Raw genomic sequence first — 14,588 nt, 5'->3', positions numbered from 1 at the left:
GGCGCGCAAGCCTGAACCGGAGTGCAGATGACCGACGCATCCATCATCCGCCCGCGCGAGGCCGACCCCGAGTTCGGCGACTACGTCGCGCTGCTCAAGCCGCGGGTCATGTCGCTGGTGGTGTTCACCGCCATCGTCGGCCTGGCCGCGGCGCCGTCGGGCGTGCATCCGGTCATCGCCTTCGCGGCGCTGCTGTGCGTGGCCGTGGGAGCGGGCGCGTCGGGCGCGCTCAACATGTGGTGGGACGCGGACATCGACGCCCAGATGGCGCGCACGCGCGGCCGGCCCGTGCCCTCGGGCCGCGTCGCGGCGGGCGAGGCGCTGGCCCTCGGGCTGGCGCTGTCGGTGCTGTCGGTGATGATGCTGGCGCTGTTCGCCAACTTCGTGGCGGCGGGGCTGCTGGCCTTCACCATCTTCTTCTACGCCGTCATCTACACCATGTGGCTCAAGCGCGCGACGCCGCAGAACATCGTCATCGGCGGGGCCGCGGGCGCGCTGCCGCCGGTGATCGGCTGGGCCATCGCCACGGGCGGGGTCTCGGTCGAGGCGCTGCTGATGTTCGCGCTGATCTTCATGTGGACGCCGCCCCATTTCTGGGCGCTGGCGCTGTTCCGCAACGAGGATTACCGCCGCGTCGGCGTGCCCATGATGCCGGTCACCGCCGGCCCGCGCGCGACTCGCGCCCAGATCTTCGCCTATGCCGCGCTGCTGGCGCCGGTGGCGCTGGCCCCGGCCTTCACGCAGGTGGGCGGATGGGTCTATCTGGCCGTGGCGGCGGCGCTGAACCTGCGCTTCGTGCAGCTGGCCTGGCGCGTGCGGCGCCGGAGCGAAGCCGAGGCCGAGGCCGACGGATACGCCGCCGAGAAGAAGCTGTTCGGCTTCTCGATCGTGTATCTGTTCGCGCATTTCGCCGCCCTGCTGGTCGAGGCGGCGATCCGCGCGGCGACCGGCGCGGCCGCGCCTTTCGCGCTGATCTGAGGGACGGGCGATGATCGTCAAGGAAGAGCACGAGCTGCACAAGCGCCGCCGCCGCCGCAACCTGGCGCTGGGCGGCGTGCTGCTGGCCTTCGTGCTGCTGGTGTTCGCCGTGACCATCGTCAAGCTGGCCAACGGCCAGATGATCAAGGCTTTCTGACATGGACCGCAACCGCCGCACCGTGCTGGGTCTTGTCCTGCTGGTCGCCGTCATGGGCGGGCTCAGCTTCGCGGCCGTGCCGCTCTACGACTGGTTCTGCCGGGTGACGGGCTTCGGCGGCGAGGTGTCGGTGGCCGAGCAGGCCCCCGACCGCGTGCTGGACCGCACCATCAAGATCCGCTTCGACGCCAACAAGGAAAAGGGCATGGCCTGGACCTTCCGCCCCCTGACCAGGGAGGTGGAGCTGCGCATCGGCGAGACGGGCATGGCCTTCTACGAGGCCTCGAACCCCACCGACCGGCCGATCGCCGGGCAGGCCAGCTACAACGTGGCGCCCTTCTCGGCGGGAGGCTACTTCACCAAGATCGAGTGCTTCTGCTTCACCGAGCAGGTGCTCCAGCCGGGCGAGACGGTGCAGATGCCCGTGACCTTCTACGTCGATCCCGAGATCGTGGACGACCCCGAGGCGAGCAAGGTGCACACCATCACGCTCAGCTACACCTTCTACGAGATCGACCTGCCCGAGGGCGCCGCCGACGGCGCCTCGGCGACCAACTGACCCGACAGGCGAGACCGAACGCGACGAGGACCCCGCGAGGAGACGAGCAAATGGCCCATCAGAAGAACCATCCCTATCAGATCCTGCCGCCCAGCCCATGGCCGCTTCTGGGCGCGTTCGGCGCCTTCGTGATGCTTTACGGCGCCGTGCTGTTCTTCCACGACCGCGGGCCGTGGATCATGACCGTCGGCCTGCTGCTGGTGCTCTACACCATGTATGGCTGGTGGAGCGACGTCATCCGCGAAGCCATGGCCGGCGAGCACACGCCCGTCGTGCGCATCGGCCTGCGCTACGGGGTCATCCTGTTCATCACCTCCGAGGTGATGTTCTTCGTCGCCTGGTTCTGGTCCTTCTTCAAGCACGCGCTCTACCCGATGGGCGAGATCGTGGGCTTCTCGGTCGAGCCCGGCGTCTGGCCGCCCGCGGGCATCGAGACCTTCGACCCCTGGCACCTGCCGCTGATCAACACGCTGATCCTGCTGGCCTCGGGCTGCTTCGCCACCTGGGCGCACCACGCCATCGCCCATGACGGCGACAACCGCACCATGGGCAACGCCCTGGTCGGCGCCGTGCTGCTGGGCATCCTCTTCACCATCACCCAGGCCTACGAATACAGCCACGCCTCCTTCGGCTTCGCCGGCAACATCTACGGCGCGAACTTCTTCATGGCGACGGGCTTCCACGGCTTCCACGTCATCGTCGGCACCATCTTCCTGGCGGTGTGCATGTTCCGCGCCTTCGCGGGCCACTTCACCAAGGAGGCCCATGTCGGCTACGAGGCGGCCGCCTGGTACTGGCACTTCGTCGACGTGGTGTGGCTGTTCCTGTTCGCCGTCGTCTACATCTGGGGCGGCTGAGCGACATGAGCGAAGACGACCGCGCCGGTGCGCTGACGCCGCTTCAGGCGGCGCTGCGCCGGCGCTGTCCGCGCTGCGGGCGGGGGCGGCTGCTCGAAGGGTTCCTTCGCGCCGCCCCCGTTTGCGAGTCCTGCGGGCTGGACCTGCGCCCCTACGACGCCGGCGACGGCCCGGCCTTCTTCGCGGGCGCGCTGGCGGGGCTGGGCGGCATCGGCGCCGTCGCCCTCAGCATGCTGGCTTTCGACGCGCCGAGCGCCTGGCCGGTGGCGGCGGGCATGGCCGGGGCGATCGTCGGCGGGCTTGCGCCGTTGCCCTTCCTCAAGTGCTTCTTCATCGCTCAGGCGTGGCGCAAGGCCGCCCGCCGCTGAGAAGCGGAGTTTCCTCATGGCCCGATCGCGCGCCGCATCGCTGGCTTTCGCCGTCGTCCTCGGGGCGGTCGGCGCCGCGATCCTGGTGGGGCTCGGAACCTGGCAGCTGCGGCGCCTGGCGTGGAAGGAGGGCCTGATCGCCACCCTCGAACAGCGCCTTTCGCAGCCGCCCGCGCCGCTTCCGCAAAGGCCGGTCGAATCGCGCGACGAGCATCTGCGCGTGCGCGTCGAGGGCGTGCGCCTGGACGGTCCCCGGAACGAGCTGCACGTGCTGACCTCGCTGCCGCCGCACGGGCCGGGCTTTCGCGTGATCGTGGCGTTCGAGACCGATGACGGCCGGCGCATCATGGTCGACCGCGGCTTCGTCCCCGAAAGCCTGAAGAACGCGCCCCGCCCGGGCGGGCGCGAAACGGTGACGGGCGCCTTGCTGTGGCCGGACGAGGGCGGCGCGCGCCTGCCGCCCGACGCGGCGCGCGGCATCTGGTTCGCGCGCGACGTGCCGGCCATGGCCCGCGCGCTCGACGCCGAGCCGGTTCTGGTGGTGGCCGAGACCGCGCCCGAGGGCGTCGAGTGGCCCAAGCCGCAGCCCGTCACCGTGCGGCTGCGCAACGATCATCTGCAATATGCGGTGACCTGGTTCTCGCTGGCGGCGGTCTGGCTGGGCATGACCGCGGCCTTCATCCTGCGCATCCGCCGCGACGGGCGCGCCTGAGCGCCTCACGCATCCTTCACGCAGAGTTGCGTCGCCTTGAATGGCCGCCGGCGCCGGCGCGCGCGATGCTTGGGCGGACGGGCCGCGCCCATGCGCGGCGCCGCTTCAAGCAGGGAGGAGCCCACATGATTCGCATCGCCATTCTCGCCGGCGGGCTTGCAGCGGCGGCGTCCGCGGCCGCGGCCGAGGAATGCGCCGCCGGCAAGCCGCGCGACCAGATGACCTATGAGGACGCGCAGGCCGTCTACGCCTGTCTCGAGGACAAGATGCTGCGCGGCTACATGACCGGACCCAAGCGCTGGATCCCCGAACGATTCGTCGCCGAGTATCGCGGCTGGACCCGCGCCAGCAACCTGCCGGCCGATCCCGGCTTTCACGGCGGGCGCTATCTGCTGACCTACGTCAATCCGGTCGGGGCCGCGACCTATCTGCGCTTCGAGGAAGAGGGCGTGAAGATGCCGCCGGGCAGCGTCATCGCCAAGGAAAGCTTCTCGATCGACGAGCAGGGCAAGGCGGCGCCGGGGCCGCTCTTCATCATGCAGAAGGCCGAGCCGGGCGCCTCGCCGCAGACGGGCGACTGGTATTACATGATGGTCGCCCCGAACGGCGCGCCTCAGGCGGTGGACGTGATGACCGCCTGCAACGCGTGTCACCAGAACTACGCGGATCAGGACTACATGGCCTATCCGGTGGAGGAGGTGCGCGCGCGTTGATGCGCCGACGATCGGGCCTGCGGGAAAGGGGGATGGTACCGACGCCCCGGCTCGAACGGGGGACCCCTAGATCCACAATCTAGTGCTCTAACCAACTGAGCTACGTCGGCACTGGCGGCTCAAATACCCTCGCCGGCGGCGCAATGCAAGACCCGCTTGCGCGTCGGCGCGTCAGGTCGTAGCACCTGCGCAGGAGGATTTCGCGCATGGGCATCGACAGCGAAAGCGACATCGCGGCCAACCTGCAGATCGGGCCGACGACCGAAGGCATGGTCCGCATCTATGTCGAGGGCGAGGGGATCGAGCTGCCGCTCGATTTCGACCCCGAAGAGGCCGAAGAGATCGCCGACGAGCTGCGCATGGCCGCAGCCAAGGCGCGCGCGGTGCGCAAGGGGCCCAAGGGCGGCAAGGGCCGGCGCTGAGCGCGGCCGGGCTCAGTCCTCGCCGCTCAGCGAATCGAAGGCCGCCGCGCCCGGATCGAGCGCCGCGCGCAGGCGCCGCGCCGCCGCCATGGCCAGGCGCAGGGTCAGCGCCTTGCGCCGCGCGGGGGGCAGGGGGCGCGGCGCGGGCAGGCGAATCAGCTCGGCGCCGTAGCCGTCGGCGATGAGCAGGCCCTCATCCTCGGGCAGCGCCTCGTGCGGGAAATCGGCCGGAGCGGCGAAGGCGAACAGGTCGCACCACGCCAGATAGCCGCGCCATTTCGCATCGGCGCGGAAATCGGCCAGGCTGGATTTGCACTCCACGATCCAGATGCGCCCGCGCGCGTCGACTCCCATCACGTCGGCGCGCAGCCGCGCCTCGGGCGCGAACTCGGTCACCGGCGCGATTCCCGCGCTCAGCATGTAGCGGCACACCCCGCGGGCCAGCAGGGCGCCGGGGCGCGGCGGCGCGTCCTGGGTCATGCGCTCGGACATGGCGCGCAGGCTGCGCGCCGGCGCGCGTCGCGTCAAGCGCGGCGGGGCGCGTGCTGCGCCGCAGCGTAATTTTATCAATTGATAAAAAAACGGACCGGCGCCAATCTCGAATCAGAACAACGACCACAGGGAGAGTCGCATGACGCATCCGAGCCTGACGCCAGGGATCGTCCCGGGACGCCTGAGCGCCGAAGAGATCGCGGCGAACTTCGCCGACCTGCATCCGCCGCTCTCGGATCACGAGGCGCATGTCGAGGCGGACCGCTGCTATTTCTGCCACGACGCGCCTTGCGTGACGGCGTGCCCGACCTCGATCGACATTCCGATGTTCATCCGCCAGATCGCCGCCGACAACGCCAAGGGCGCGGCGCGCACGATCTTCGAGCAGAACATTCTGGGCGGCATGTGCGCGCGCGTCTGCCCCACCGAGCAGCTGTGCGAGGAGGCCTGCGTGCGCCAGACCGCCGAGGGCGACCCGGTCAAGATCGGTCGCCTGCAGCGCTACGCCACCGACGCGATGATGGCGGTCAACGCCCATCCCTTCGAGCGCGCCGCCCCGACCGGCAAGCGCGTGGCCGTGGTCGGCGCCGGCCCCGCCGGGCTGGCCTGCGCGCATCGTCTGGCGATGAAGGGGCACGAGGTGGTGGTGTTCGACGCGCGCCCCAAGCCGGGCGGCCTGAACGAATACGGCATCGCCGCCTACAAGACCGTCGACGGCTTCGCCCAGGCCGAGGTGGACTGGCTGCTGCGCATCGGCGGCATCGAGATCCGCACCGGCCAGCGCCTGGGCGCCGAGATCTCGCTCGAGGCGCTGCGCGCCGAATACGACGCGGTGTTCCTGGGCATCGGCCTTGGCGGCGTGAACGCGCTGCGCGTCGAGGGCGAAGACGCCGAGGGCGTGCGCCCGGCGGTCGAGTTCATCGCCGATCTGCGCCAGGCGCAGGACCTGAGCAAGCTGCCCATCGGGCGCGACGTGGTGGTCATCGGCGGCGGCATGACCGCCATCGACGCCGCCGTTCAGGCCAAGGCGCTGGGGGCCGAGAACGTGACCCTGGTCTATCGCCGCGGCCGCGAACGCATGAGCGCCTCGCGCTACGAGCAGGACCTGGCCGCCTCGCGCGGGGTGGTGCTGAAGTTCAACGCCCGCCCCGTGCGCATCCTTGCCAATGGGGCCGCGCGGGCGGTCGAGTTCGAATACGTCGCCGAGGGCCCCGACGGGCTGCGCCCGCTGGGCGAGACCTTCACCCTGCGCGCCGATCAGGTCTTCAAGGCCATCGGCCAGACGCTGGTCCCGGTCGAGGGGCTGGCGCTCGAGGGCGGCAAGATCGCCGTGACCGGCGCCGGGCGCACCTCGCTCGACGGGGTGTGGGCGGGCGGCGACTGCGCCGCGGGCGGCGACGATCTGACCGTCACCGCCGTCGCCGAGGGCCGCGACGCGGCCGAGGACATCCACGCCAAGCTGATGGAGGGCTGAGCCATGGCCGATCTGCGCACCGACTTCGTGGGCATCAAGTCGCCCAACCCCTTCTGGCTGGCCTCGGCCCCGCCCACCGACAAGGAATACAACGTGCGCCGCGCCTTCGAGGCCGGCTGGGGCGGCGTGGTGTGGAAGACGCTGGGGCTCGATCCGCATGTGGTCAACGTCAACGGCCCGCGCTACGGCGCGATCTGGGGCCCGGACCGGCGGCTGATCGGGCTCAACAACATCGAGCTGATCACCGACCGTCCGCTCGAGGTGAACCTGCGCGAGATCAAGGCCGTCAAGCGCGACTACCCGGACCGCGCGATGATCGTCTCGCTGATGGTCCCGTGCGAGGAGGAGTGCTGGAAGGGCATCCTGCCGCTGGTCGAGGAGACGGGCGCCGACGGCATCGAGCTGAACTTCGGCTGCCCGCACGGCATGTCCGAGCGCGGCATGGGCTCGGCGGTGGGGCAGGTGCCCGAATACATCGAGATGGTCACCCGCTGGTGCAAGCAGGCCACCCGCATGCCGGTGATCGTCAAGCTGACGCCCAACATCACCGACATCCGCCGCCCGGCGCGCGCGGCCAAGGCGGGCGGCGCCGACGCCGTGTCTCTGATCAACACGATCAACTCGATCATGGGCGTGAACCTTGACGATTTCAGCCCCGAGCCGTCGATCGACGGCAAGGGCAGCCATGGCGGCTATTGCGGCCCGGCGGTGAAGCCCATCGCGCTCAACATGGTGTCCGAGATCGCGCGCGATCCCGAAACGGCGGGTCTGCCCATTTCGGGCATCGGCGGCATCACCACCTGGCGCGACGCGGCCGAGTTCATGGCCCTGGGCGCGGGCAGCGTGCAGGTGTGCACCGCGGCCATGACCTATGGCTTCCGCGTTGTGCAGGAGATGATCTCGGGCCTGTCCGGCTGGATGGACGAGAAGGGCCACCGCACGCTGTCCGACATCGTCGGGCGCGCCGTGCCCAACGTCACCGACTGGAACCAGCTCAACCTGAACTACGTCGCCAAGGCGAAGATCAACCAGGATCTGTGCATCAAGTGCGGGCGCTGCTACGCGGCGTGCGAGGACACCTCGCATCAGGCCATCGCCATGAAGGACGGCCGCGTCTTCGAGGTCATCGACGAGGAATGCGTGGCGTGCAATCTGTGCGTCAACGTCTGCCCGGTCGAGGGCTGCATCGACATGGTTCCGCTCGCCCCGGGCGAGGTGGACCCGCGCACCGGCAAGGTCGTGTCGGGCGAATACGCCAACTGGACCACGCATCCGAACAACCCGGCGGCCAAGGCCGCCGAGTGAGGCGGGAGAAGGCCCCGGCGGCGATCTGCGCCGGGGCCTGCGACGGTGCGGCATCCGTGCTGCGCGCGGTCGCGCGGGCGCCGCAAGGGCGCGCCGGCAAGGGCCGCGGGCAAGGCCGGCGGCTCAGGCTTGGCGACTGCGGGCGCGGCGCGCCTGCGCGGGGCGAGCGCGGCTCGGGGCTGAATCCGAGGACGAAGCGCCGAGGCCGCGGGGGCGGACGCTCGGCCCGTGGGCGGCGTCCTCTTGACCTGGGCGCCTCGGCGCGGGAACAAGCGGCATGAGCGCGCGTCATTCGTCCAACCCATGCCTTTGGGCGCCGATCCATGTCGTCCCTGGCCGCCGGCCTTGCGGGGGCGGCGGTGCGCGGCGCGCCGCGCCCACGGCCCCCGCGCGGCGCCCGGGCGGCCTCCGCACGGACCGTGCGCAGGCCGAGCGCGGCGCATGAGGGCGGCGCCCCGGACCAAGGCGCCCGGCGCCTGGCTGCGCGCGGGCGGCGGCCTGCGCGTCCGACGCGCGCCCGGCCCCGGCGCGGGCGCAGGAAAGGGCGCCCGATGAGCGCGCTTCATGCCTCGATTCCGCCCGGCGCCGAGCGGCGCGAGGCGCTGCGCGGCCATGCGGCCATGCTGGCCTTCGCCGCGATCGTGTCGGGCTCGTTCACCCTGGGCGCGCTGGCCGCGCCGCATCTGCCGCCCGAGGCGCTGAACGTGGCGCGCTTTGCGCTGGCGGCGGCGGCGCTGGGGGCCATGGCGGCGGCCGGGCCGGGGCTGCGGCTGCGCCAGCTGGCGCAGCCCTGGAGGTATGCGCTTCTGGGCGGAACGCTGGCGGTCTATTTCGTCCTGATGTTCGTGGCGCTGCGCATCGCCTCGCCCGTCTCGACGGGGGCGGTGTTCACCCTGACCCCGGCCATGAGCGCGGTCTTCGCCTGGGCGCTGCTGGGCCAGCGCACCGACCGGCGCGTGGCGCTGGCGCTGGCGCTGGGGGCGGCGGGGGCGAGCTGGGTGATCTTTCGCGGCGATCTGCGGGCGATGATGGCCTTCGAGATCGGCCGCGGCGAGGCGATCTTTCTGGTCGGCTGCGCGGCGCATGCGCTCTACACGCCCATGGTGCGGCTGTTCAAGCGCGACGAACCCCTGCTGGCCTTCGCCTTCTGGACGACGCTTGCCTGTTTCCTGGCCATCCTGGCCTATGCGCTGGCCACCGGCGCGCTGGCGGCCGTGCGTTGGAGCGCGCTGCCTCCGATCGTCTGGGGCGCCATCGCCTATCTGGCCCTGATGGCCAGCGCGACGACCTTCGTCCTTGTCCAGTTCGCGGCGCTGCGCCTGCCCGCGGCCAAGGTCATGGCCTATGGCTACGTCACGCCCAGCTTCGTCATCCTGTGGGAGGGGCTGCTGGGGCATGGATGGCCGGCGGCGTCGATCCTGGCCGGCGTGGCGGCCACCGCCTGCGCCATGCTTTTTCTGCTGCGCGGCTGAGGGGGCCGGCCCTTTCTCGCGCGCTCAGCGGCGGCCGAACAGCTTTTCGATGTCGGCCAGCGACAGGGCGACCCAGGTCGGGCGGCCATGGTTGCACTGGTCGGAATGGGGCGTCGCCTCCATCTCGCGCAGAAGGGCGTTCATCTCTTCGCCCGTCAGGCGCCGGCCCGAGCGCACCGAGCCATGGCAGGCCATGCGCGAGAGCACCGCGTCGATGCGCGCGCGCACGGCGCGGGCGTCGCCCATCTCGGCCAGCTCGTCCGCCACGTCGCGCACCAGGGCGCGGGCGTCGACCTGCCCAAGGGCGGCGGGCGTCTCGCGCACGCAGACGGCGCCGGGGCCGAAGGGCTCGACCGCAAGCCCGGCCTCGGCCAGCTGCTCGGCGGCGTCGAGCACGCGCTCGGCGTCTTCGGGCGACAGCTCGACCACCTCGGGGATCAGCAGCGCCTGGCGCGGCACGGCGCGCTCGGCCATCTGGCGCTTGAGACGCTCGTAGACCAGGCGCTCATGGGCCGCGTGCTGATCGACGATCACGATGCCGTCGCGGGTCTGGGCCAGGATGTAGTTCTCGTGAAACTGCGCGCGAGCCACGCCCAGGGGCAGATCCTCGGCGGCCTCGGCGTCGGGGGCGGGGGGCTCGACGCGGGCCGACCAGCCCGGCGCGGTCTCCTGGGCGAAGGCGGCGGGGGCCTCGGCGAAGGCCGCGGCGGCGTCGCCCTGGGCGGCGGGCGCCTGCGCCTGCCAGGCGCGCGCCAGAAGCCCCGCCGAGGGGCGCGGGCGCGCGTAGTCGCCCTGATAGGCGGGGCGCGGCGCGCCGGTCTCTGGGCGGAAGGCGCCCAGCGCCGCCGTCGAGATCGTGGTGCTCGAGCGCCGCCCGGCCTCGGCCAGCGCATGGCGCAGCGCCGAGACGATCAGCCCCCGCGCCACGCCCGGCTCGCGGAAACGCACCTCGGTCTTGGCCGGGTGCACGTTCACGTCCACGCGCTCGGGCGGGCAGTCGAGGAACAGCACGGCGGCGGGGTGGCGGTCGCGGCCGAGCAGGTCGGAATAGGCCGCGCGCAGCGCCCCCGCCAGCAGCTTGTCGCGCACGGGACGGCCGTTGACGAACAGGTGCTGCGCCGCCGCAGACCCGCGCGAGAAGGTGGGCAGGGCGGCGAAGCCGGTCAGGCGCAGCCCCTCGCGCTCGGCCTCGATGGGCAGGGCGTTCTGCGCGAATTCGGCGCCCAGAACCTGGCTCAGGCGGGCCAGCCGGGCGTCGAACAGGTCGCCCTGCTCGGGATCGGCGCGGAACATCAGCCGCCCCTCCTGCTCCGGGCCGGCGGCGCCGACGTCGCGCAGGGTGAAGCCGACCTCGGGCGCGGCCATGGCCAGCTTCTTGACGGTTTCCGAGATCGCCTGAAGCTCGGCGCGGTCCGTGCGCAGGAACTTCAGCCGCGCCGGCGTGGCGAAGAACAGGTCGCGCACCTCGACCGTGGTTCCGGGCGGATGGGCGGCGGGCTGCGGCCGCCCGATCTCGCCCGCCACGCAGACGATCCGCCAGGCCTCGTCCGCCCCCGCCGCGCGGCTGGTCAGCGTCAGCCGCGCCACCGCGCCGATCGAGGGCAGGGCCTCGCCGCGGAAGCCGAAGCTGGAGATGTTCAGAAGGTCCGAGCCGTCGATCTTGGAGGTCGCGTGCCGCTCGAGCGCCAGCGCCAGCTCGTCCTGCGCGATGCCGTGTCCGTCGTCGCGCACGCGGATCAGCGTCTTGCCGCCGTCGGCGACGCTGACCTCGATGCGCCGCGCGCCGGCGTCGAGCGCGTTCTCGACCAGCTCCTTCACCGCCGAGGCGGGGCGCTCGACCACCTCGCCGGCGGCGATTCGGTTCTGGGCGGCCTCATCCAGCAGGCGGATGCGGCGGCGGGGCATGATGTTGTGGCTTGGCGCGTTCATGCCCCAAGGGATAGCATGGCGCGGCGGTCTTGGAAATGGCCGCCGCGCCCCTGGCTCAGCGTTCGGCGTCGGTGAAGCCGGGGATCGGCGGGCCGGGGGGCAGCCCCTCGGGGCGGCCGACCACCACCGTGCGCAGCCGCTCGGGATGCAGCAGGCGGGCGGCGACGCGGCGGATGTCGTCGAGCGTGACCGCCTCGATCAAGGCGTTGCGCCGGCGCAGATAGCCGGGGTCGAAGCCTTCGCGCATCAGCCCGGCCAGCTGACCCGCGATCTTGGCGTTGGTGTCGAAGCGCAGCGGGTAGGCGCCGGTGAGATAGCGCTTGGCGGCTTCCAGCTCTTCGGCCGTGGCGCCCTCGCGGGCCATGCGCGCCCATTCGGCGCGGATCACCTCCAGCGCCTCGGCCATGCGCGCATTGTCCGAGGCCAGCCCCGCCATGATCAGCCCCGCCCGCCGGTAGGGAGCCAGGTAGGAATAGACGCCATAGGTCAGGCCGCGTTTCTCGCGCACCTCGCGCATCAGCCGCGACGAGAAGCCCCCGCCGCCCAGGATGTGGTTCATCACATAGGCGGGGATGAAGTCGGGGTCCGAGCGCAGCAGCCCCTCATGGCCCAGCACGGCGCGCGACTGGGGCGTGTCGAGCGGCACGACCGTGGTTCCGCGCTGCCGGGCCGGGCGCGCGGGCGGCGGGGGCGTCCAGGGGTCGTCGGGCAGCGCGCCCAGAAGCCGGTCCAGCAGCGGCCCCAGCGTCTGGGCGTCGATGTCGCCGACCACGCCGACCGCCAGCCGCGAGCGGTTGAGCGCGCGCAGCCGCGCCGCGCGCAGATCTTCGGGGCCGATGCGCGCGACGGCGGCCTCGTCGCCCTCGACGGGGCGGCCGTAGGGATCGCCGGGGAACATGGCCGCGCTCCAGGCCATGGCGGCCAGCGAGTCGGGGTCGGTGCGCGCGCTGCGCAGGCCCGACAGGATGCCGGCGCGCACGCGCTCGACGGCGTCGGGGTCGAAGCGCGGCTCGGTCAGCGCAAGGCGCAGCAGATCGACGCTTTCATCGAGGTTCTCGGTCAGCATCCGCGCCGAGACGGTGAACGAGTCGCGCCCGGCCGAGAAGCCCGCGCGCAGCGCCAGCGTCTCGGCCTTGCGGGCGAAGGCGGCGGCGTCCAGATCGCCCGCCCCTTCGGACAGCATCGCGGCCAGGAAATTCGCCGCGCCGGGCAGCCCGTCGGGGTCGCGCAGCGCGCCGCCCTCGAAGATGATCTCGAACGCGACCATGGGCAGGGCGGGTTCGCGCACCAGCCAGGCGCGAATCCCGCCGGGCGAGACCACCTCCTGCACCTCGGCGGCGGCGCGGACGGGGGCGGGGGCGGCGGCCAGGAAGGCCAGCGCGCCCAGCGCGGCAAGGCAAAGGCGGATCATTGGGCGGCTCCTGATTCGACAAGCGGCCGGGCCGCGGGCGCGGCCTCGGGCGGGGCGGCGTCTTCGGCGCCGGTCAGCCAGCCGGTGACCGAGCGGCGCTTGTCGAACAGCGCGCGCGCCGCCTCCATCACATCCTCGGCGTCGACGGCGGCGATGGCGTCGGGCCAGCTGCGGATCTGCTCCAGCGTCAGCCCGGCGGCCAGTCCCGCGCCATACATCCGCGCCATGGCCTGCTGGCTGTCCTGCGCATAGATCAGATCGGCGCGCGCGCCGGCCTTGACGCGGGCCAGCTCTTCGTCGCTCGGGCCGTCCGAGGCCAGAAAATCGGCGATCACCCGATCCATGGCCGCCTCGACCTCGGCCAGGCTGCGGCCGGGGCGCGGGGCGGCGTAAAGCGTGAAGGCGCCCGGATCGCGCCGGTCGGCCTCGTACCAGGCGCCGACTCCCACCGCCAGGTCCGAGCCGATGGTCAACGCCTGCTGAAGCCGCGCCGCCGGGCCGCCGCCCAGGATCTCGGCCAGCACCGCCAGGGCGGCGGCGCGCGCCTGATCCTGCCGCCTGGCCGGCGCCAGGTAGCTGCGCACCACATAGGGCTGGCGCACGCGCGCATCGGCGTATTCGATGCGCCGCGCGGCCAGCTGGGGCGGCTCTTGCGGGCGCAGGCGCTCGGGCGGATGCGAGGGCGCGAGGGGGCCGTAATGCTTGCGCGCAAGACGCTCGACCTCGGCGGGGTCGACGTCGCCCGCGACGACCAGGATGGCGTTGTCGGGCGCATACCAGGTCCGGTAGAAGGCCAGCGCATCGTCGCGCGTCAGCGCCGCGACCTCGTGCCGCCAGCCGATGACGGGAATGCCGTAGGGGTGGTTGAGGTAAAGCGCCGCCCCGCGCTGCTCGGAGAACAGCGCGAAGGGGTCGCTGTCGGTGCGCTGGCTGCGCTCTTCCAGAACCACGTCGCGCTCGGTGCGCACCTGCTCTTCGCTCAGGCGCAGGTTGCGCATGCGGTCGGCCTCCATCTCCATCGCCAGCTCGAGCCGGTCGGTGGCGAGCCGCTGGAAATAGGCCGTGTAGTCGTAGCTGGTGAAGGCGTTGTCCTGCCCGCCATTGGCCGCGATGATGCGCGAGAACGCCGCGTCGGGGATCTTGTCGGTGCCCTTGAACATCAGGTGCTCGAGGAAATGCGCGATCCCCGACTTGCCGCGCGGCTCGTCCGCGGCGCCGACGCGATACCAGACCATGTGCGTGACCACCGGCGCGCGGTGATCCTCGATCACCACGCCCTGCATGCCGTTCTCAAGCGCGAAGGTCGTGACGCGCGGCGCGGCGGCGACGGGCGGCGCGGCCAGCGCCAGGGCGACGAGGGGCGCAAGGCGCGTCAGCGTCCGGCGAAGGAAAGAGGGCATGGGCGAGCTCCTTGAACGGACCTTGAGCCGAAGTCGCCGCCGCCCGAGCGGTCCGGCGCGCGGCGCAGGGGGGCAGCTTAGCCCGCGCGCGCGTGCAGGCAAGGGGCCCGGCGGGCGGGCGCGGCAAAGGGTCCGCGACAAGGACGCCGCGCGATCCAGGCGCCGCGCCGGCCGCGCAATGGTCCTGGGGGCCGTCCTGGCCGTTGCGCGCCTGGGGTCGGCGCCGGCCGGACCCGGCGCGCCCGTTCGAGGGACGGCGCCACCGCAAGCAGTTCGGCGCTGGTCCTGGGGTCGGCGCCGGCCGGGCCGGCGCGCCCGTTCGGACGCGGGGCCTTCGGC

At 72.2% G+C, this 14,588-nt stretch carries 15 protein-coding genes and 1 tRNA gene; 11 read left to right on the top strand and 5 right to left on the bottom strand.

Annotated features, from left to right (window positions below; genetic code table 11):
• Nucleotides 1–27: 27 nt before the first annotated feature.
• The 7 genes from cyoE (at nt 28) to LY05_RS11560 (ending at nt 4,344) form a co-directional block, all read left to right on the top strand.
• Nucleotides 28–978, top strand: coding sequence for a heme o synthase (cyoE, locus tag LY05_RS11585; protein ID WP_148923270.1), 951 nt, complete (start codon nt 28–30; stop codon nt 976–978).
• Nucleotides 979–988: 10 nt separating this feature from the next.
• Nucleotides 989–1,135: a hypothetical protein gene (locus LY05_RS15175; RefSeq protein ID WP_170258985.1), complete on the top strand. Its 147-nt coding sequence runs from the start codon at nt 989–991 to the stop codon at nt 1,133–1,135.
• Between the two features lies 1 nt (nt 1,136).
• A complete protein-coding gene (locus LY05_RS11580) occupies nt 1,137–1,694 on the top strand; it encodes a cytochrome c oxidase assembly protein (protein ID WP_148923269.1) in 558 nt (185 codons plus the stop codon).
• 50 nt (nt 1,695–1,744) lie between these two features.
• The gene (locus LY05_RS11575) at nt 1,745–2,551 is read left to right on the top strand and encodes a cytochrome c oxidase subunit 3 (protein ID WP_148923268.1); all 807 of its coding nucleotides are present in this window, start codon (nt 1,745–1,747) and stop codon (nt 2,549–2,551) included.
• Nucleotides 2,552–2,556: 5 nt separating this feature from the next.
• The gene (locus LY05_RS11570) at nt 2,557–2,919 is read left to right on the top strand and encodes a DUF983 domain-containing protein (RefSeq protein ID WP_148923267.1); all 363 of its coding nucleotides are present in this window, start codon (nt 2,557–2,559) and stop codon (nt 2,917–2,919) included.
• 16 nt (nt 2,920–2,935) lie between these two features.
• On the top strand, nt 2,936–3,631 hold the full coding sequence (locus LY05_RS11565) for an SURF1 family protein (RefSeq protein WP_148923266.1): 696 nt from the start codon (nt 2,936–2,938) through the stop codon (nt 3,629–3,631).
• A gap of 125 nt (nt 3,632–3,756) precedes the next feature.
• Nucleotides 3,757–4,344, top strand: coding sequence for a cytochrome P460 family protein (locus LY05_RS11560; protein WP_170258984.1), 588 nt, complete (start codon nt 3,757–3,759; stop codon nt 4,342–4,344).
• A gap of 33 nt (nt 4,345–4,377) precedes the next feature.
• On the opposite strand, the gene LY05_RS11555 is transcribed toward LY05_RS11560, so the two are convergent.
• Nucleotides 4,378–4,454: transfer RNA gene (locus LY05_RS11555), tRNA-His, on the bottom strand.
• 96 nt (nt 4,455–4,550) lie between these two features.
• Here LY05_RS11555 and LY05_RS11550 point away from each other — a divergent pair.
• A complete protein-coding gene (locus LY05_RS11550; protein WP_072747673.1) occupies nt 4,551–4,766 on the top strand; it encodes a DUF6324 family protein in 216 nt (71 codons plus the stop codon).
• Nucleotides 4,767–4,778: 12 nt separating this feature from the next.
• Here LY05_RS11550 and LY05_RS11545 read toward each other — a convergent pair whose 3' ends face one another.
• On the bottom strand, nt 4,779–5,294 hold the full coding sequence (locus LY05_RS11545; protein WP_245728516.1) for an MmcB family DNA repair protein: 516 nt from the start codon (nt 5,292–5,294) through the stop codon (nt 4,779–4,781).
• Nucleotides 5,295–5,397: 103 nt separating this feature from the next.
• Between LY05_RS11545 and LY05_RS11540 the strand changes: the two genes are divergently transcribed.
• The 3 genes from LY05_RS11540 to LY05_RS11530 all read left to right on the top strand — a co-directional run bounded on the left by LY05_RS11540 (nt 5,398) and on the right by LY05_RS11530 (nt 9,509).
• Nucleotides 5,398–6,732, top strand: a complete 1,335-nt coding sequence (locus LY05_RS11540; protein WP_072747672.1) for an NAD(P)-dependent oxidoreductase — start codon at nt 5,398–5,400, stop codon at nt 6,730–6,732.
• 3 nt (nt 6,733–6,735) lie between these two features.
• Entirely contained in the window at nt 6,736–8,037 is a 1,302-nt protein-coding gene (gene preA, locus LY05_RS11535; RefSeq protein WP_072747671.1) for an NAD-dependent dihydropyrimidine dehydrogenase subunit PreA, read from the top strand.
• Between the two features lie 551 nt (nt 8,038–8,588).
• Nucleotides 8,589–9,509, top strand: a complete 921-nt coding sequence (locus LY05_RS11530) for a DMT family transporter (RefSeq protein ID WP_148923264.1) — start codon at nt 8,589–8,591, stop codon at nt 9,507–9,509.
• A gap of 24 nt (nt 9,510–9,533) precedes the next feature.
• On the opposite strand, the gene mutL is transcribed toward LY05_RS11530, so the two are convergent.
• From mutL to LY05_RS11515, 3 genes are all read right to left on the bottom strand, one after another.
• A complete protein-coding gene (gene mutL, locus LY05_RS11525) occupies nt 9,534–11,414 on the bottom strand; it encodes a DNA mismatch repair endonuclease MutL (RefSeq protein ID WP_249041940.1) in 1,881 nt (626 codons plus the stop codon).
• Between the two features lie 79 nt (nt 11,415–11,493).
• The gene (locus tag LY05_RS11520; protein ID WP_148923262.1) at nt 11,494–12,849 is read right to left on the bottom strand and encodes a M16 family metallopeptidase; all 1,356 of its coding nucleotides are present in this window, start codon (nt 12,847–12,849) and stop codon (nt 11,494–11,496) included.
• A complete protein-coding gene (locus LY05_RS11515) occupies nt 12,846–14,249 on the bottom strand; it encodes a M16 family metallopeptidase (protein WP_148923261.1) in 1,404 nt (467 codons plus the stop codon). The genes LY05_RS11520 and LY05_RS11515 overlap by 4 nt, the downstream gene beginning before the upstream one ends.
• Nucleotides 14,250–14,588: the final 339 nt, after the last annotated feature.

Source organism: Oceanicella actignis (assembly GCF_008124525.1).
GTDB lineage: Bacteria > Pseudomonadota > Alphaproteobacteria > Rhodobacterales > Rhodobacteraceae > Oceanicella > Oceanicella actignis.
The sequence above is the reverse complement of the archived record's forward strand: the minus strand, read 5'-3'. Positions and strand labels throughout refer to the sequence as shown.

Excerpts from the sequence above, each read along its gene's own strand:
- LY05_RS11550 (WP_072747673.1), top strand. The coding sequence starts at position 4,551 with ATGGGCATCGACAGCGAAAGCGACATCGCGGCCAACCTGCAGATCGGG.
- LY05_RS11530 (WP_148923264.1), top strand. The coding sequence starts at position 8,589 with ATGAGCGCGCTTCATGCCTCGATTCCGCCCGGCGCCGAGCGGCGCGAG.
- LY05_RS11580 (WP_148923269.1), top strand. The coding sequence starts at position 1,137 with ATGGACCGCAACCGCCGCACCGTGCTGGGTCTTGTCCTGCTGGTCGCC.
- LY05_RS11570 (WP_148923267.1), top strand. The coding sequence starts at position 2,557 with ATGAGCGAAGACGACCGCGCCGGTGCGCTGACGCCGCTTCAGGCGGCG.
- mutL (WP_249041940.1), bottom strand. The coding sequence starts at position 11,414 with ATGCCCCGCCGCCGCATCCGCCTGCTGGATGAGGCCGCCCAGAACCGA.
- LY05_RS11565 (WP_148923266.1), top strand. The coding sequence starts at position 2,936 with ATGGCCCGATCGCGCGCCGCATCGCTGGCTTTCGCCGTCGTCCTCGGG.
- preA (WP_072747671.1), top strand. The coding sequence starts at position 6,736 with ATGGCCGATCTGCGCACCGACTTCGTGGGCATCAAGTCGCCCAACCCC.
- LY05_RS11540 (WP_072747672.1), top strand. The coding sequence starts at position 5,398 with ATGACGCATCCGAGCCTGACGCCAGGGATCGTCCCGGGACGCCTGAGC.
- LY05_RS15175 (WP_170258985.1), top strand. The coding sequence starts at position 989 with ATGATCGTCAAGGAAGAGCACGAGCTGCACAAGCGCCGCCGCCGCCGC.
- LY05_RS11560 (WP_170258984.1), top strand. The coding sequence starts at position 3,757 with ATGATTCGCATCGCCATTCTCGCCGGCGGGCTTGCAGCGGCGGCGTCC.
- LY05_RS11515 (WP_148923261.1), bottom strand. The coding sequence starts at position 14,249 with ATGCCCTCTTTCCTTCGCCGGACGCTGACGCGCCTTGCGCCCCTCGTC.
- cyoE (WP_148923270.1), top strand. The coding sequence starts at position 28 with ATGACCGACGCATCCATCATCCGCCCGCGCGAGGCCGACCCCGAGTTC.
- LY05_RS11575 (WP_148923268.1), top strand. The coding sequence starts at position 1,745 with ATGGCCCATCAGAAGAACCATCCCTATCAGATCCTGCCGCCCAGCCCA.
- LY05_RS11520 (WP_148923262.1), bottom strand. The coding sequence starts at position 12,849 with ATGATCCGCCTTTGCCTTGCCGCGCTGGGCGCGCTGGCCTTCCTGGCC.